Genomic DNA, 15,615 nt, shown 5'->3' with positions numbered 1-15,615 from the left:
GGCCGCCGCCGGCGATTTACGCAACCGGAGTAGCGTAAAACAATCACTGCCATGGATTGGCAGGTTTTGCTGCCACCGTGGATGCCGTGACCTCAAGACCCCGCCTGCTGCTGCCCGCAGCGTTCATCACGTCCCTCGGCAACAACATCCAGCTCCTCGGTGCCGCGCTGCTGCTTGTCCGTGCGCAGGGCTCGATGCTCGACGTCGGCTGGCTGTTCATCGCCGTCGCGGTGCCGCAGGCAGTCCTCTCGCCGTACTTCGGTCGCCTGGCGGACCGCTTCGACCGTCGTCGGCTCTGGGTGACCTGTGACGTGGTCAGCGCCGTCGCTGCTATGGCGCTTCCCGTCGGCCTCGCCCTGGGTATCTCGCAACAGCCCGTCATCTACGTCACCAACTTCGTCCTGGCGATCATCGCTGCTCAGTTCGCCCCGGCCAGCGCCGCCCTGATCCGCGAACGCGTGCCGGCCGTGGATCTCCGCTCGTTCAATGCCCACTACGAGATAGCCCTCCAGTCCGGCATGCTCCTGTCCGCATCACTGGGCGGCATCGCCCTCCAGTACTTCGGCCCCCGGCCCCTCTTCACCTTCAACGCCCTGACCTTCGCGCTGTCGGCCGTTCTGGTGGTCGCGGTCGGCGCGAAGCGCAGGCCCGCCGAAGAGTTGCCGCAGGCAATCAAGCGGGACGTCAGGCCGAATGGTCTACCGCTGGCGCCGCTCGCCTTGCTGTTCGGGCAAGGGCTGGTTGTGGTCACCGTGTTCAACGCGTTGCTTCCTGTCTTGCTGATCGGCGAATGGCATCGCGGGCCGGCCGTTCTCGGCGTGGTCGACGCGGTCGGCGGCGCCGGGTTCCTGCTCGCCGCCGCGGTATACCGCCGGTCGACGGCGCGGATCGGTGATCTCCGGCTCGCCACCGGCGGCTTCATGGTCTGCAGTGGTCTCCTGGTGCTGCAGCCGTTGTTCGGCGTACCCGCGTTGATGGCTCTGGTGCTGCTCGGCGCGTTCCTCTTCGGTCAGGCGCGCATCGCGACCCGCTCGTTGCTGATGACGTCTGTCGACGAGTCGCGCGTCGGCCATGCGTTCGGCGTCGCGAACGGTTACGGCCTCGCGGCAACGATCGTCGTCATGCTGATCGCGTCGGTCGTCACCGGGCATACCGACACCCGCTACGGCTTCGCCGTCCTCGCGCTGATCAGCGTCCTGGCCGCCGCGTTCGCCACCCTCCGGTTGCCCAGGCGGAGCGCCGTCGAGGAGCCAGACGTAACAGTGCTTATATAAGTGCTGTTATGATCGGCGCATGGACGATCCCACCGAGCAGAGTCAGTGGCGGCCGCTGCACGAGTTGCTGGGCCGGATGGATGCCGAGATCGGGCGGATCTACACCGATCGGGAGATCAAGGGCCTGAAACCGAGCTACGTGCGCGAGCTGATCCAGCTGCACCTCAAGGGGCCGATGACGATCACCGAGCTGGCCGACGCCATCGGCCGGACCCACTCGGCGCTCAGCCAGAAGGTCGCCGCGATGCGCACCGCCGGCCTGGTCCGGACCGTGCCGGGCGCGGATGCGCGCAGCAAGAAGGTCACGCTCACCGCCAAGTCGAAGAAGCTCGTCGAGCTCCTGACGGCCGAGTGGCAGGCGACCGAGGCGGCCATCGCCGAGCTCGAGGCCGAGCTGCCGTACCCGATGACGCAGGTGGTCCGCGACATCGAGCAGGCCCTGGCCCGTAAGAGTTTCCACGAGCGCATCACGGAGAAGCTGCCGGAGTCCGACCGGTGAAGCAGGCGCTCATCGACCTCGGCCCGCTGCGGGTCACGGCGTACCGGCGCCTGTGGACCGGGCAGGTACTGTCCGGGTTCGGCGGGCAGTTGACGTTCGTCGCGGTCATGTTCCAGGTGTGGGACCAGACGTCGAGCCCGGCCTGGACCGGCGCGGTCGGTCTTGCGCAGGCGTTGCCGTTGATCGTACTCGGCCTGTTCGCGGGCACGCTGGTCGACCGGCTCGAACGCCGCCGGATCTACCTGATCACGACCTGCGGGCAGTTGCTCACGGCAACCGTGATGGCCAGTCAGTTGCTCTTCGGCCGGGTCCCGGTCGGTGTGCTCCTCGCGCTGATCGCCGTACAGGCGTCGTTCGGCGCGACCGCCGGCCCGGTGGCGCGGACCGTCCTGCCGCAGCTGCTGTCCCGCGACCAGCTCGCCGCCGGCATCGCGCTCAACCGGATCGGGTTCCAGGGCGCGATGCTGCTTGGTCCGGCGCTCGGCGGTGTGATCATCGGGGCCTGGGGTGTCGGCGTCTGCTACTCCATCGACGCACTCAGCTTCCTCGCCGCGCTGTACGGCGTACTCGGACTGCCGCGGATGCAGATCGAGGCGACCGCCAAGCCGGGGCTGCGTGGGGTGTGGGACGGCTTGACGTTCGTGGCATCGACCCCGGTGATCCGTGGCGCATTGATCACCGACCTGGCAGCGACCGTGCTGTCGATGCCGATCAGCCTGTTCCCAGTGATCAATGCGGAGCGTTTCGGCAACAATCCGCGCACGCTGGGGTTGTTCCTGACCGCGATCGCCGTCGGCGGTGTCGCCGCGTCGCTGTTCTCCGGATCGTTCACACGCCTGTCGCGTCATGGCGTCGTGATGCTGTGCGGTTCGGCGGCGTGGGGGATCGCGTTGGCGCTGTTCGCGTTCTCGCCGGTCCCGTGGCTGGCGTTGGTCTGTCTGGCCTTCGCCGGTGCCGCGGATACGGTCGCCGTCGTCTCACGCAGCACGATCGTTCAGCTGCACACGCCGTCCGAGTTGCTCGGCCGGGTCAGCGCCGCCGAACAGATCGTCGGCCAGGCCGGCCCCGACCTCGGCAACCTCCGCGGCGGCGTTGTCGCCCAGCTCACCTCACCGGTCGCCGCACTCGCATCCGGTGCCCTGCTGTGCGTCGCGGCTGTAGCCGCGGTTGCCGCGAGTACGCCGGGATTGCGGAAGTCCGCGGTCACTCAGGACGCGTGAGACCGACCGTACGGAAACCGGCGTTCCCCATCGAGGACTCGGGCGTGTTCGACGAACGGGCCGCGTTTCGGTAGCGGTTGCAGTACGAGATGTGGCACAGGTACGAGCCGCCGCGGATCACCCGGGCCGCGCCGAGCGACGGGCCGATCGGGTTCTCGGTGGGGGAGAACTTGTAGTACCGCGGGCCGAACCAGTCCCCGCACCACTCCCACACGTTTCCGACCATCTGCCACATGCCGTAGCCGTTCGGCTCGAAGGTGCGCACCGGGGCCGTCGTGAGGAAGCCGTCCTCCTCGGTGTTCGACCGCGGGAAGTCGCCCTGCCAGATGTTGCAGCGCCACTCGTCGTCGATCAGCTCGTCGCCCCACGGGTACCGCGCGCCGTCGAGGCCGCCGCGGGAGGCGTACTCCCACTCGGCCTCGGTCGGCAGTCGCCGTCCCGCCCACTTGCAGTACGCGATCGCGTCGTTCCAGCTCACATGGACGACGGGATGGTCGTCGAGGCCGTCCAGGTCGGACCGCGAGCCGCCCGGGTGCCGCCAGTCGGCGCCGCGGACGCCGGCCCACCACGGCGTACCGGAGGCAGGCCCCATCAGCTCGTCCGGCTCGGCGGCCAGGGCCAGATGGAACACGGCGGAGTACCCGAAGATCTCGGCCTCGGTCCGGTATCCGCTCGCGTCGACGAACCGGGCGAAGTCCGCATTGGTCACGCTCGTTGCATCGATGCTGTACGGCGACAGTTCGACCGTGTGCACCGGCGTCTCGCCGTCGCCGGCGTTCTCGTCACCGTTCGTGTTGCCCATCGCGAACGAACCGCTCTCGAGCACCACCTGCTCGATCCCGTGCTCGCCGCGTGCCTCCGGGGCAGGCGGAGGTGTCGCACTCTCACCGCGCGCGGGTGCACAGCAGTCGTCGCTCATACCGCCAAGTTTCTCAACTTATGTCGAGGCGAGCGATCGCAGGTCCTGATGATTGAGATAGACCACGATCTGCCACTCGCCGCTGACTCTGCGCAGCAGATACGTGGAGGTGAAGATCGTGCCCTCCGGGACTCTCGACGACTCGGTCCGCTCGAGTCGCCAGGTCGACCGCACCAGTGTGTGCTGCTCGTCGATCGGCGATTCGTCCAGCGAGTCCAAGACCATTCCGTTGATCCCCAGCCCGGCGAAGAACTCCTTGCGTTTCGGCAGGCTGGCAACAACCTGCTCGCGGGTTACCGGTGTCACCGACACCGGGTCCAGCGTGAGCAGGTTCGGATGGAAGCCGGATCCGTCGCCGGCGGCGAACCGCTCGAAGAACTCGGCCACGTCATCGCGTACCTTCATCGCACCCCCTTGATCAGCCAGTTGATCAGCCAGGGGTAGCAGTCTAGACAGTAGCTGTCGCGACAGCAATAGCGCGAAGGAGGCCGGACATGCCGGGTCCGCGGCTCGTGCTGACCAGTTTGGTGACCCAGGTGGCCCGTGGGGTCCGGACGGCCCTCGACCAGCGCTTCGGCGAACTCGGCCTGACGTCGCAGCAGGCCGGCGTACTCCTGCATGTCTCCGGCGGTACGACGAGTCCGCGCAAGCTCGCCGACCTGCTCGGGACCGACACCGCCGGCATGACGCGGCTGGTCGACCGGCTGGTGGAGAAGAACTACCTCCGTCGCCTGCCGGCCACCGTCGATCGGCGTGCCATCACCGTCGCGCTGACGCCGGCGGGTGCCGAGATCCTGCCCGCGATCAAGCCGATCTTCGACGACGTCGCCGATGCGATCACGGCCGGTGTTCCGGCCGAGGTGCTGCCCGAGGTGGTCAAGGCGCTCGAGGCGATGCAAGCTGCCGTACGGCCTGCATCGCCCGACGCCGAACCGGCTTGACGGCTTATCCCAGCGTCGGCGGGCCCTGCTCGATCCGGCGCAGGACCGGCTCGAGGCGGTAGAACTCCTTGCCGCGGATCAGCTGCCGCTCGTCCCACCAGGTCGCGCCGGCCTCGGCGAGCGGCTCGATGAGCGCGCGGGACTTGGCCGCGTCGGCCGGGCTGATCCCGCCCACGATCACGTCGTACGGCGTACTCCGGTCGTCGCGCTGATCCTCGATGAAGGCAACCAACTCGCGCAGCTCGTCCACGGGCGGGGCCTCGCCGTGGTTGGCGCTGGTGAACAGCGGTACGGCGCCGTCCCAGCGGGCAGCGCGACGCATCGGGGCCTTCTTCGGCCAGTAGCCCGCGATCCACACCGGCGGCCGCGGGCTCTGAACCGTTGCCGGCAGCATCTCCACGTCATCAACCTGGTAATGCTTCCCGGCGTGGCTGACCCGATCGCCGGCCCAGTACGCCGCCAGCAGGTCGAGGCCCTCGTCGAGCCGCTCGGCCAGGACCTTCGGATCGGTCGTGTCGCCGAAGCTGCCGAACTCGTCCTTGATCGGCCCGCCGAGCCCAGCGCCGAAGATCACCCGGCCGTTGCTCATCAGGTCCAGCGTGGCCACCTGCCGCGCGAGTTGCTCGGGCCGCCGGCGCGCGACCGGTGTCACCAGCGGGCCGAGCTTGATCCTCGACGTCGCCAGCGCGGCCGCCGTCATCAGCATCCACGGATCGCCGAACGGCTGCCCGCGCCGCTGCTCCTTGCTGTGTACGACGTGGTCCCACAGGAAGAGCCCGTCCCAGCCGGCCTCCTCGGCCGCGGCTGCGACCCGAGCGACCGTGTGTGCGTCGGCGAAGTCCCCGAAGTTCGGAATGTTGATCGAAAAGCGCATCGTCACCCGGCCAACCGTAGTTCGACGAAGGGGATCGTGTCGCCCGGAATCAGGTACGTCTCGACCTCGACGAACCCGTGGCTCTTCGCGAACCGCAGCCCGTCCTCGTTGCTCGCCAGGATGTGCGTCTCGAAGGTGTCGCCCAGCTCCTGCCCGCGCCGCAGGCAGTGCTGATAGATCGCGTCACCGAATCCGCGCCGCCGGTACTCCGGGAGCACTCGCGCGATCACGGTCACCGCTGACGTCTCCTCCGACGGCGGCCGAACGGTGGAGCATCCGACCAGCACATCACCGTCGTACGCGACCTCGAGCAGGTTCCGCGTCAGCCGCTCGCGGATGTCGTCGACCGACAGCGGCGCCGTCGGGATGATCTCGTTGTGTACCCGCTGCCAGTCCAGCAGCATGGCGTCGTCGGTCACCGGCACGATCCGCAGCCCAGCCGTCATCCGGGCATAGTAACGTCCCGTCGTGTGCGGATTCTCTTTGTGGGTAACAGTTTCACTGCGCGCAACAACCTGCCCGGACTGATCACCGGGCTGGCCGCGGCCCGCGGGATCGAGATCGAGCACAAGCTCATCTCGGCCGGCGGCGCCTCGCTGCGGCAGCACCTCAACGCGGGCAAGGCGCTCGCGGCGATTGCGAGCGGCGGCTTCGACACCGTCGTACTGCAGGAGCAGAGCACGCTGCCGATCAAGAGCCCGGCCCGCTTCCGCGAGAGCGCTCGCGACTTCGACGCCGCGATCACGGCGGCCGGTGCGCGTACGGCGTTCTACCTGACCTGGGCGCGACGGAACGCTCCGGAGACCCAGAAGGCCCTCACCGACGCGTACGGCGGCGCGGCCGTGGAGCTCGGCGCCGCGCTGATCCCGGTCGGACCGGTCTGGGAGCGATTCATCGCGACCCACGACGAGCCGGTCCTGCACGACGCGGACAACAGCCACCCCGCCCTCGCCGGCAGCTACCTCGCCGCGTGCGTGTTCCTGATCGCGCTCCTGCAGGAGGACCCGGTCGGCACCGACGTACCGGTCAAAGGCCTCGATCCGGACACTGCCGCGCTGCTGCGTCAGGCGGCGTGGGACATCTGCAGCGAGCTCGCTAGCTGAAGGAAATCGCGGAAACATGTTGCCTGTAGTGTGCCGTGCTTGTCAGGATGGTCCGGTGACCACGACAGATCAGGGACCGGCCGCGCCGGTTGCAGCCACCGCGCTCCGCCCGCTCGGCCTGCGCGACGTACGACTCGACGGCAGCTTCCTCGGCGAGCTGCAGGCGACCAACGGGACGGTCTCGATCCCGAAGGGCGCCGAGCATCTCGAGGAGCAGTGGCACAACTTCCGCAACGTCGCCAAGGGCGTGACGGACGCGGAGTACCACGGGCCGAACTACGAGGACGGCGAGGCCTACAAGTGGCTCGAGGCCGTCGCCTGGGAGGCGGGCCGGAGCGACGATCCCCGGCTGGCCGACTGGCTGGAGTCGCGGACCGCGTTGATCGCGGCGGCCCAGGACGACGACGGTTACCTGGGCACGTTCGTGCAGTCGGGCCGGCGGGACGAGCGGTACGGGAAGCTCGACTTCGACCACGAGATCTTCAACATGGGCGCGATGATCCAGTCCGCGGTCGCGCAGTACCGGGCGACCGGGCGGACCGCGTTGCTCGACGTCGCGCGGCGGGCCGGAGATCACCTGCATCGGACGTTCGGCACCGGGCCGGGGCAGCGGGAGGGGTTCTGCGGCCATCCGGTCGCGGAGTTGGCGTTGGTCGAGCTGTACCGGACCACCGGCGAGCAGCGGTACCTCGACCAGGCGAAGTACTTCGTCGACGCGCACGGCCGGTCGATCCTTGCCCCGGACAACGCGGGGCGTGCGGCGTACCTGTCCGACCGGATCCCGGTGCGTGAGACAACCGCGCCGGAAGGTCATGCCGTCCGGGCGATCTATCTCGCGGCCGGTGCGACCGACGTCGCGATCGAGACCGGTGACGCCGAGCTCCTGCAGAGCCTCGAGACGCAGTGGCAGAACATGGTGCAGACGAAGATGTACGTCAACGGCGGCCTCGGCAGCCGCTGGGACGGTGAGTCGTTCGGGAACGCTTACGAGTTGCCCAACGACGTCGCGTACGGGGAGACCTGTGCCGGGGTCGCGAGCCTGCAGTGGAGCTGGCGGTTGCTGCTGGCAACGGGCAAGGCGCGGTACGCGGATCTGATCGAGTGGCAGCTCTACAACGCCGTACTGCCAGGGGTATCGCTCGATCGGTCGAAGTACTTCTATGTCAACGCGTTGCAGGTCCGTGCGGATTCTGACGATGCCGACAAGCGGGCTCCGGGCAACGGCCGGCAACCGTGGTTCGGGACGAGTTGTTGCCCTACCAACCTGATGCGCACGTTTGCGTCGCTCCAGCATTACGTTGCCACTAGCAACGAGCTTGGAGTGCAGATCCACCAGTACGCGGCCGGCTCGATCGTGTCAGGTGATCTTCGCCTGAGTGTCGCGACCGACTACCCACTGTCCGGTCGCGTCGTCATCACCGTCGAGCAGCCCGCCGAGACGGCGATCAGCCTGCGGATCCCGGCCTGGGCGGACGGTGCCGAGATCAGTGTCGGAGACGAGGTCGTTCCCGGCGTCGCGGGCAGCTACGCCACGGTCCGCCGGGTGTGGCAGGCCGGCGATCGCATCGTGCTCAACCTGCCGATGGCGCCACGCCTCGTCCACGGCCACCCGCGGGTTGAAGGCATCCGCGGCTCGGTCGCCATCTGCCGTGGCCCGCTCCTGTACGCCGTCGAGCAGGCCGACCAGGAGGTGCCTGTCGACGACCTGGTGCTGACCGGCAGCACGCTCGACGATGTCCCGGGTGATCGCATCACCGCCCGTGGCGCCACTTGGCAGCCTCGGAGCGAGTTGTACGCCGACGCGCCGGCAGCGCTCGGCGACGCCGTACAGGTCACCGCCTTGCCGTACTACCAATGGGCCAACCGCGAGGTCGGCCCGATGAAGGTGTGGCTGCCGTATCAGCCCGCGGTCTCGTCGGTCGACGCGCGGACGACGAGCTGACACGGCACTTGCTCGAGGCCCGCATGCGGCCGTCCTTCGATTGCGTCGAGCAACCGTTGGGCGGCCACCCGGCCGACGTCCGCGAGCCGTAGGTCCACCGAGGTCAACGGCGGACGGGCGCCCTCGGCAATCAGTTCCCAGTTGTCCGTGCCGGTGATGGCGACGTCCTCCGGGATACGCCGGCCGAGCTCCCGCAGGGCGTCGGCGCCGCCGCGGGCGAGGAGATCGCTGCCGTAGTGGATCGCGTCGATGTCCGGGTTCTCGCGGAACAGGATGTGCGTCGCCTGACGGCCCCAGGCTTCGGTCCAGCCGCCGTACATCGCCATGCCAGTCAGCTCGAGACCGGCGTCGGCCAGGGCTGAAGTGAGGCCGGCGTGACGGCTCCGCGCGGGGTCGAAACGCTCCGGCCCGGTGACGTGCGCGATCTTGGTCCGGCCGATCCGGAGCAGATGCTCCGCGACCAGCCGCCCGGACGCGGCGTCGTCGACGACGACCGAGCAGTCGGTGTCGTCGGCCGACGGCGTCAACGCGTACACGACCGGTACGTCGCGGGTGCCGGCCAGGGGAGGCCGGCGGTTGAAGTTGCGGCCGGTCACGATGAATCCGTCGACCCGGCGGCCGAGCAGGACATCGACGTAGTGCCGCTCGCGGATCGGATCTCCGCGACTGTCGCACAGGAACACGGAGATCCGGCCGGCCCCGAGCGCGTCCTCGGCGCCGAGCATCACCGGGACGCTGAACCGCTCGAAGCTGTCGGTGGTGATCATCCCGACCGTGTAGCTGCGCCGCTCGAACACGCTGCGGGCCAGCGCGTTCGGCCGGAAGTCGATCTCCTCGGCCGCCTGCCGGATCCGCTCGCGGGTCGCCTCACTGATCTGGCCGGTGCCGTTGAGGGCCTTCGACACCGTCCCCGGTGACACCCCCGCCCGCGCCGCGACATCCCTGACCGTCGCCCGCTTCTCCTGGCTCAACCGACCTCCTCTGTCCGTGTTTCCGGAAACAACCATACCTGTCCGACCGCCTGAAGCTGTCCCGTTACAACGTTGACCCTTGACCGATTTCGGCTCCGCTCCTATTGTCAGGAAACATGTTGCCGCCGTGTTTCGGTGGCCCGTGTTCGCTGCCCGAGGAGGGCTCATGTCAGCAACAACCTTCGGTCGGCGCCGCGCGCTGCAGCTCGGCGGGCTGGCCACACTCGCCGGACTGGCCGGCTGCAGCGGCAAGTCGCTGGGGGACAGCGGCTCTGGTTCCGGCGGCGGGTCCAAGCAGCTGCAGTTCATGTTCTGGGGCTCGACCGCGGAGCAGAAGGCCATCTCGAACATGCTGAAGGCGTTCGAGCAGGAGAAGTCCGGCGTCACGGTGAAGCCCGTCTTCACCCCCGCCGACTACGACACCAAGCTGAACGCGCTGGTCGCCAGCAACCGCCAGCCGGACCTGTGCTACATGCAGAGCCCGATGGGATACCGCCTTGCAGAGCAGGGCAAACTCGTCAACCTCTACCCGTACTTCGACAAGTACCCCGACCTCGCCAACCGCCTGCCCGGCACGTACTTCTGGTGGGACAAGGGCAAGACCTACGGCACCCAGAGCGCCAACGAGATCATGTCGCTCTGGTACAGCAAGCCGGCGCTGAAGGATGCCGGCGTCGAGACCCCGCCGGCCGAGGCGGACGAGGCGTGGAGCTGGGACACCTTCGTCCAGAACGCCTACAAGCTCACCCTCGACCAGAACGGCAAGCACCCCGACGAGGACGGCTTCGACCCCAAGCGCATCCGGCAGTACGGTGTGTCCGCGGGGCTCGGGCCGACGGTATACCAGCCGTTGTTGCTCAGTCGCGGTATCAACTTCGCCGACGACACCGGCCGCAAGTCGATGCTGGACACCCCCGAGGCGATCGAGGTGTTCCAGAACGTCGCCGACCTGATGTACAAGCACCGCGTCGCGCCGACGCCGGCGCAGCTCGGCAACAACGCGCCGAGTACGACGGTGCAGCTGAAGACCCGCCGGGTGGCGATGGTGATCGACGGGCAGTGGACGCTGCTGGATCTTGCCCAGGGCAAGCTCGAGTTCGGGATGGGCGTGCTGCCGAAGTACAGCAAGCCGATGACGATCACACTCGGCGGCGCGACCGCGATCTTCTCCTCGACTAAGCACGAGCAGGAGGCGGTCGAGCTGTACCTGTTCCACGACAACCCGACCAAGGTCGACCTGTTCAGCACCGGGCTGTGGATGCCGCTGGAGAAGCGGTACTACACCGACCCGAAGGACATCGACGTCTGGACGAAGAACGACGCGCACCCGGCGGAGTACCGGACCGCGGGGGTCGACTACACGATGAACAACTCCGCGCCGTACTTCTACCAGAAGCTGCGCAACATCGAGGCGATCGACAAGGTGCTGACGCCCGCGATCCAGGTCATCCAGCAGGGCAAGACCCCGGCCGCCGACGTACTCAAGCCGTTGGCCGCGAAGCTGAACGGCGGTCTCCTGCAGGGCACGTACCCGGCCAACGGCAGCTGATGCGAGCCGAACGACGCTGGGGATGGTTGCTCGCGGCACCGGCGATCCTGGGCTTCGGTATCTTCACCATCGGGCCGATGATCGCGTCGCTGGTCTTCAGCCTGACCGACTGGCAGATCGGCGCACCGGCGCGATTTGTTGGCCTAGGCAACTATAAGCAACTGGGCCATGATCCACTGTTCTGGAAGTCGTTGAACGTCACCACCTACTACACGCTCGGCGTCGTGCCGCTCACGCTGCTGGTCGGCTTCGCCGTCGCGATGCTGGTCAACCAGGGCGTCCGTGGACGGGGTTTCTGGCGGACGATCTACTACCTGCCGACCTTGGTACCCGCGGTCGCGAGCTCGGTGCTGTGGATCTGGATCTTCAACCCGGACTTCGGGTTGCTGAACAGCATGCTGCGGCAGGGCGGTCTGCCGACGTCGAGCTGGATCTACGGCGAGAAGAGCGCCGTACCGTCGCTGATCCTGATGAGCACCTGGGGCTTCGGGAACGCGATGGTGATCTTCCTGGCCGGATTGCAGGGTGTGCCGCGGCAGCTGTACGAGGCGGTGTCGATCGACGGCGGCGGGTCGTGGGCGCGGTTCCGGCACGTGACGCTGCCGTTCATGACGCCGACGATCTTCTACAACCTGGTCACCGGCACGATCGGCACGTTCCAGGTGTTCAACCAGGCCTACATCATGACGCAGGGCGGTCCGAACAACGCGACCGAGTTCTACATCTACTACCTCTACACGAAGGCGTTCACCGACAGCGAGATCGGGTACGCGAGCGCGCTGGCCTGGGTGTTGTTCGTGATCGTCCTGGTCATCACCGTGCTGCTGTTCCGCAACGCTCGCCGATGGGTGCACTACGAGATGGGAGCGGCCCGGTGATACGAGAAGGCTCGGTGGTTCGGCGTACGGCGGTCTGGGTGTTGCTGGCCGCGGGCGCGCTGATCATGGTCACGCCGTTCGTCTGGCTGGCGCGCAGCGCGTTGATGGACGACAACCAGATCTTCGTGTCGCCGCCGCAGTGGATCCCCAAGCCGTTCGCGTGGGCGAACTTCAGCGGCGCACTGAGCTCGCAGCCGTTCGCGCGGTACTTCCTGAACACGATGATCATCGAGGTGCTCGTCGTCACCGGGACCGTGCTGACGTGCGCGCTGGCGGCGTTCAGCTTCTCCCGGCTGCGCTGGCGCGGGCGGAACCTGATCTTCGGGTTGCTGCTGACCGGCGTGATGCTGCCGTACGCCGTGACGCTGATCCCGACGTTCGTGATGTGGGGATCGGTCGGCGCGCTGGACACCTTCATCCCGCTGACCGTGCCGGCGTGGTTCGCCGGGGCCGGCGGCGGGGTGTTCAACATCTTCCTGTTCCGGCAGTTCTTCCTGACGATCCCGTACGAACTCGACGAGGCGGCGTACATCGATGGCGCCACCCCGTGGAAGGTGTTCTGGGCCGTCATTATGCCGCTGTCGAAACCGGTCGTCGTGGTCGTGGTGATCTTCACGTTCATCGGCGTCTGGAACGACTTCCTCGGCCCGCTCCTCTACCTGACCTCCGACAGCCACTTCACCCTCGCCCTCGGCCTGGCCGGCTTCCAGTCCACCTACACCGCCCAATGGGGCTTCCTGATGGCCGCCTCCCTGGTCGTGATCCTCCCGATCATCCTCATCTTCTTCGTCCTCCAGCGGTACTTCGTCGAAGGCGTGACCCTCACCGGGGTCAAGGGCTGAGATCCTCGGCTATTCGACGAGGGCTGCAGGGGTGGTCCTGGGTTGCCGGGTTGGTGTCGAATCAGGGGCTACGTGTTCGACGCAGGGGTGACTGGCTGCCCGTGGGGGTTGCCGAGAGCATTCAAAGGGAGTACGAGATGACTGCGACCTACACGTTCGACGTCTTCGCCAGCCTGGACGGGTTCGCGTCGTACGACGACGCCGACTGGGGGCCGTACTGGGGCAAGCACGGGCCCGAGTTCCTGGCGCGGCGGATCGCGCAGTACGACGAGCCGCAGCGGATGGTGTTCGGGGCGAACACGTTCCGGCTGATGATGGAGATGATCGGGTCGAGCAAGATCTCCGCCGACGCGCTCGACCCGGTGAACGGGCGAATGCGGCCGATGCCGACCACGGTGGTGTCGTCGACCCTCGAAGGCCCGTTCGACTGGCCGGACGCAACCGTTCTGACCGGCGACGCCGTCGAGACGATCGCCCGGCTGAAGGAGGAGTCCGACGTACCGCTCCGCTCCCACGGCAGCCTGTCGCTGAACCGAGCCCTGATGGCGGCCGGGCTCGTCGACCGCGTCCAGCTGACGATCTTCCCGGTGATCGCCGGCCAGACCGGCGTCGAGCCCGTCTTCGAAGGCGCCGCCGACTTCGACCTCGAACTCCTCGAAACCCACACCCTCGACGGCCGCACTCAGGAACTCATCTACCACTCCATGCTCCACAACTGACCGCTGTGGATGCACTGGCTAGTTGCAGCAGCCTGATTGGGTGCTCGGCTTGTCGTCGATCACCGTGAGCAGGCCGCCGCTGATGCCGGTGGCGAGGCCTCGTCCTGCAGGTGCGGTTGGTTGCGGAGCGGGGCCGCAGCAGCCGCCGGATTCGTTGTCGGTGCCGCCGTACGCCAGGTTGGAAGAGCAGACGCCTGTCTCCGGCAGGTCGAGTTGGACGTCGCGCGCGGCCTCCCAGTCGCCGGCCAGCGCGGCGACCACGGAGCGGGCCTGTTCGTAGCCGGTGGCGAGCAGGAACGTCGGGGCGCGGCCGTAGGACTTGGCGCCGACGGCGTAGTACCCGGGCTCGGGGTGGGTGAGTTCGTCGACGCCGTGCGGCGGGACGGTTCCGCAGGAGTGCCGGTTCGGGTCGATCAACGGCGCGAGTGCCCGCGTCGAGCCCATGATCGGGTCGAGGTCGAGGCGCAGTTCGGAGACGATGTCGTGGTCGGGGCGGAAGCCGGTCGAGTTCACGACGGTGTCGGCCCTGACCGTGCGGTCGCCGGAGGTCAGTTCGACGCGGCCCTCGGAGGTGCGGGCGATCGCCTCGATCCGGAACGCGCTGACGAGTTCGACGTGGCCGGACTGTACGAGCTTCTTCAGTCGGCTGCCGAGCGCTCCGCGGGCGGGGAGTTCGTCGGCGTCACCGCCGCCGTATGTCCGCGCCTGGTCGGTGCCGCGCACGACCCAGACGACCTCGGTGCCCGGCACCTCCTGCGCGAGTTGGCCGAGGTCGAGCAGGGTGGTGGAGGCCGAGTGACCTGCCCCGACGACCGCAGTACGACGTCCCGCGTAGCGGTCGCGGTCGGCGCCGAGCACGTCGGGCAAGGCGCGGGCGATGCCGTCCGCGTCGACCGTCTCGCCGCGGGCCGGGATGCCGGATCCGCCGAGCACGTTCGGCTTGCGCCAGGTGCCGGCCGCGTCGATCACTGCCGACGCGAGCAGTTCGCTTCCGTCAGCGAGCCGGATCAGGAACGGCGCGGTCTCGCGGCCGGCGGTGCGGAGCCGGTCGAAGCCAACCCGGGTCACCGCGGTGACCCGGGAGTTGTAGCGGATGCGGTCGTTGAGCTCCGGGGTCTTGGCCAACGGCTCCAGGTAGACGTCGATGAGGTCGCCGCCGGTCGGCAAGGTGCCGAGGTCGGGCTCGGACCAGCCGGCTTGCTCGAGCAGGCGGCGGGCCGCGGCGTCGATGTCGTAGCGCCACGGACTGAACAGCTTCACATGCCGCCACTCCTCGATGGCTGCCGCGACGCTCGGCCCGGATTCCAGTACGACGAAGTCCAGCCCGCGTTCCGCGAGGTGCGCCGCTGCGGCCAGGCCGATCGGGCCGGCGCCGATCACGACTACCGGGGAGGCTGTGTGCTCGCCCACGATCCAACTCCTGTCTAGAAGATCATCGAAACAGCAGCCAGCTTGCCTCTTGTTTCGACAAGAGTCAATATAGATCTATGTCTAAACAGGAGATCGTTCTGACGCAGGCCCCGACCGCCGGCTGCTGCGCGCCGATCTCCGACGCCGCCCTCGACCCCGCCAAGGCCGCCGAGGGCGCGGCCGTCTTCAAAGCCCTCGCCGACCCGATCCGTCTCCGCCTGCTGTCGATCATCACCTCCGCCGGCGACGAGATCTGCGTCTGCGACCTGACTCCCCAGTTCGACGTCAGCGGCCCGACAATCTCCCACCACCTCAAGGTCCTCCGCGAAGCCGGCCTGGTCGACTGCGAACGCCGCGGCACCTGGGTCTACTACTGGCCCCTCCCCGAACGCTTCCAATGGCTCTCCACCCTCCTCGAGGTCTCCAAGCCCGACGGCACGGCGTCTCGGCGTTGCTCGTGACGGGGTTGTGGAG

At 68.0% G+C, this 15,615-nt stretch carries 17 protein-coding genes; 11 read left to right on the top strand and 6 right to left on the bottom strand.

The features are described 5' to 3' along the window. Window positions 1-86 precede the first annotated feature (86 nt). The 3 genes from ABT313_RS02325 to ABT313_RS02315 are packed head-to-tail and all read left to right on the top strand — an operon-like array spanning window position 87 to window position 2,993. Entirely contained in the window at window positions 87-1,274 is a 1,188-nt protein-coding gene (locus ABT313_RS02325; RefSeq protein WP_350847775.1) for an MFS transporter, read from the top strand. A gap of 19 nt (window positions 1,275-1,293) precedes the next feature. Next, entirely contained in the window at window positions 1,294-1,773 is a 480-nt protein-coding gene (locus ABT313_RS02320) for a MarR family winged helix-turn-helix transcriptional regulator (protein ID WP_350847773.1), read from the top strand. Beyond that, complete coding sequence (locus tag ABT313_RS02315; RefSeq protein WP_350847771.1) at window positions 1,770-2,993, top strand: MFS transporter; 1,224 nt, start codon at window positions 1,770-1,772, stop codon at window positions 2,991-2,993. The genes ABT313_RS02320 and ABT313_RS02315 overlap by 4 nt, the downstream gene beginning before the upstream one ends. On the opposite strand, the gene ABT313_RS02310 is transcribed toward ABT313_RS02315, so the two are convergent. After that, window positions 2,977-3,912 carry a formylglycine-generating enzyme family protein gene (locus ABT313_RS02310; protein ID WP_350847769.1) on the bottom strand — a complete coding sequence of 312 codons (936 nt, stop codon included), beginning with the start codon at window positions 3,910-3,912 and terminating at the stop codon, window positions 2,977-2,979. The two genes, ABT313_RS02315 and ABT313_RS02310, sit on opposite strands and share 17 nt — an antisense overlap. 18 nt (window positions 3,913-3,930) lie before the next feature. Next, window positions 3,931-4,317 carry a hypothetical protein gene (locus tag ABT313_RS02305; RefSeq protein WP_350847767.1) on the bottom strand — a complete coding sequence of 129 codons (387 nt, stop codon included), beginning with the start codon at window positions 4,315-4,317 and terminating at the stop codon, window positions 3,931-3,933. An 89-nt stretch (window positions 4,318-4,406) separates the two neighbouring features. On the opposite strand from ABT313_RS02305, the gene ABT313_RS02300 reads away from it, so the two are divergent. Then, on the top strand, window positions 4,407-4,853 hold the full coding sequence (locus ABT313_RS02300) for a MarR family winged helix-turn-helix transcriptional regulator (protein ID WP_350847765.1): 447 nt from the start codon (window positions 4,407-4,409) through the stop codon (window positions 4,851-4,853). A gap of 4 nt (window positions 4,854-4,857) precedes the next feature. Here the strand turns inward: ABT313_RS02300 and ABT313_RS02295 are convergent, their stop codons facing one another. Together ABT313_RS02295 and ABT313_RS02290 are read right to left on the bottom strand one after the other, a co-directional pair. Continuing rightward, window positions 4,858-5,727 carry an LLM class flavin-dependent oxidoreductase gene (locus tag ABT313_RS02295; RefSeq protein WP_350849834.1) on the bottom strand — a complete coding sequence of 290 codons (870 nt, stop codon included), beginning with the start codon at window positions 5,725-5,727 and terminating at the stop codon, window positions 4,858-4,860. 2 nt (window positions 5,728-5,729) lie between these two features. Continuing rightward, window positions 5,730-6,173, bottom strand: a complete 444-nt coding sequence (locus ABT313_RS02290; RefSeq protein WP_350847762.1) for a GNAT family N-acetyltransferase — start codon at window positions 6,171-6,173, stop codon at window positions 5,730-5,732. 39 nt (window positions 6,174-6,212) lie between these two features. Here ABT313_RS02290 and ABT313_RS02285 point away from each other — a divergent pair, with 39 nt between their 5' ends. Beyond that, window positions 6,213-6,830: an SGNH/GDSL hydrolase family protein gene (locus ABT313_RS02285; protein ID WP_350847760.1), complete on the top strand. Its 618-nt coding sequence runs from the start codon at window positions 6,213-6,215 to the stop codon at window positions 6,828-6,830. 55 nt (window positions 6,831-6,885) lie between these two features. Then, window positions 6,886-8,772: a glycoside hydrolase family 127 protein gene (locus tag ABT313_RS02280; RefSeq protein ID WP_350847759.1), complete on the top strand. Its 1,887-nt coding sequence runs from the start codon at window positions 6,886-6,888 to the stop codon at window positions 8,770-8,772. Here the strand turns inward: ABT313_RS02280 and ABT313_RS02275 are convergent. Further along, window positions 8,730-9,743, bottom strand: a complete 1,014-nt coding sequence (locus ABT313_RS02275; RefSeq protein ID WP_350847758.1) for a LacI family DNA-binding transcriptional regulator — start codon at window positions 9,741-9,743, stop codon at window positions 8,730-8,732. The genes ABT313_RS02280 and ABT313_RS02275 overlap by 43 nt on opposite strands. A 166-nt stretch (window positions 9,744-9,909) precedes the next feature. Here ABT313_RS02275 and ABT313_RS02270 point away from each other — a divergent pair, with 166 nt between their 5' ends. The 4 genes from ABT313_RS02270 (at window position 9,910) to ABT313_RS02255 (ending at window position 13,731) form a co-directional block, all read left to right on the top strand. Further along, window positions 9,910-11,292 (top strand): extracellular solute-binding protein, encoded by a 1,383-nt coding sequence (locus ABT313_RS02270; protein WP_350847756.1) that lies wholly within the window; start codon window positions 9,910-9,912, stop codon window positions 11,290-11,292. Next, a complete protein-coding gene (locus ABT313_RS02265) occupies window positions 11,292-12,170 on the top strand; it encodes a carbohydrate ABC transporter permease (protein WP_350847754.1) in 879 nt (292 codons plus the stop codon). The genes ABT313_RS02270 and ABT313_RS02265 overlap by 1 nt, the downstream gene beginning before the upstream one ends. Window positions 12,171-12,184: 14 nt before the next feature. Continuing rightward, window positions 12,185-13,012, top strand: coding sequence for a carbohydrate ABC transporter permease (locus ABT313_RS02260; protein ID WP_350847752.1), 828 nt, complete (start codon window positions 12,185-12,187; stop codon window positions 13,010-13,012). A gap of 137 nt (window positions 13,013-13,149) precedes the next feature. Continuing rightward, a complete protein-coding gene (locus ABT313_RS02255) occupies window positions 13,150-13,731 on the top strand; it encodes a dihydrofolate reductase family protein (RefSeq protein WP_350847750.1) in 582 nt (193 codons plus the stop codon). A gap of 18 nt (window positions 13,732-13,749) precedes the next feature. Here ABT313_RS02255 and ABT313_RS02250 read toward each other — a convergent pair whose 3' ends face one another. Beyond that, window positions 13,750-15,141 carry an FAD-dependent oxidoreductase gene (locus ABT313_RS02250; RefSeq protein WP_350847749.1) on the bottom strand — a complete coding sequence of 464 codons (1,392 nt, stop codon included), beginning with the start codon at window positions 15,139-15,141 and terminating at the stop codon, window positions 13,750-13,752. Between the two features lie 77 nt (window positions 15,142-15,218). Here ABT313_RS02250 and ABT313_RS02245 point away from each other — a divergent pair, with 77 nt between their 5' ends. Beyond that, window positions 15,219-15,602 (top strand): metalloregulator ArsR/SmtB family transcription factor, encoded by a 384-nt coding sequence (locus ABT313_RS02245; RefSeq protein WP_350847747.1) that lies wholly within the window; start codon window positions 15,219-15,221, stop codon window positions 15,600-15,602. Window positions 15,603-15,615: the final 13 nt, after the last annotated feature.

The organism is Kribbella sp. NPDC000426, assembly GCF_040300265.1.
GTDB lineage: Bacteria > Actinomycetota > Actinomycetes > Propionibacteriales > Kribbellaceae > Kribbella.
The sequence above is the reverse complement of the archived record's forward strand: the minus strand, read 5'-3'. Positions and strand labels throughout refer to the sequence as shown.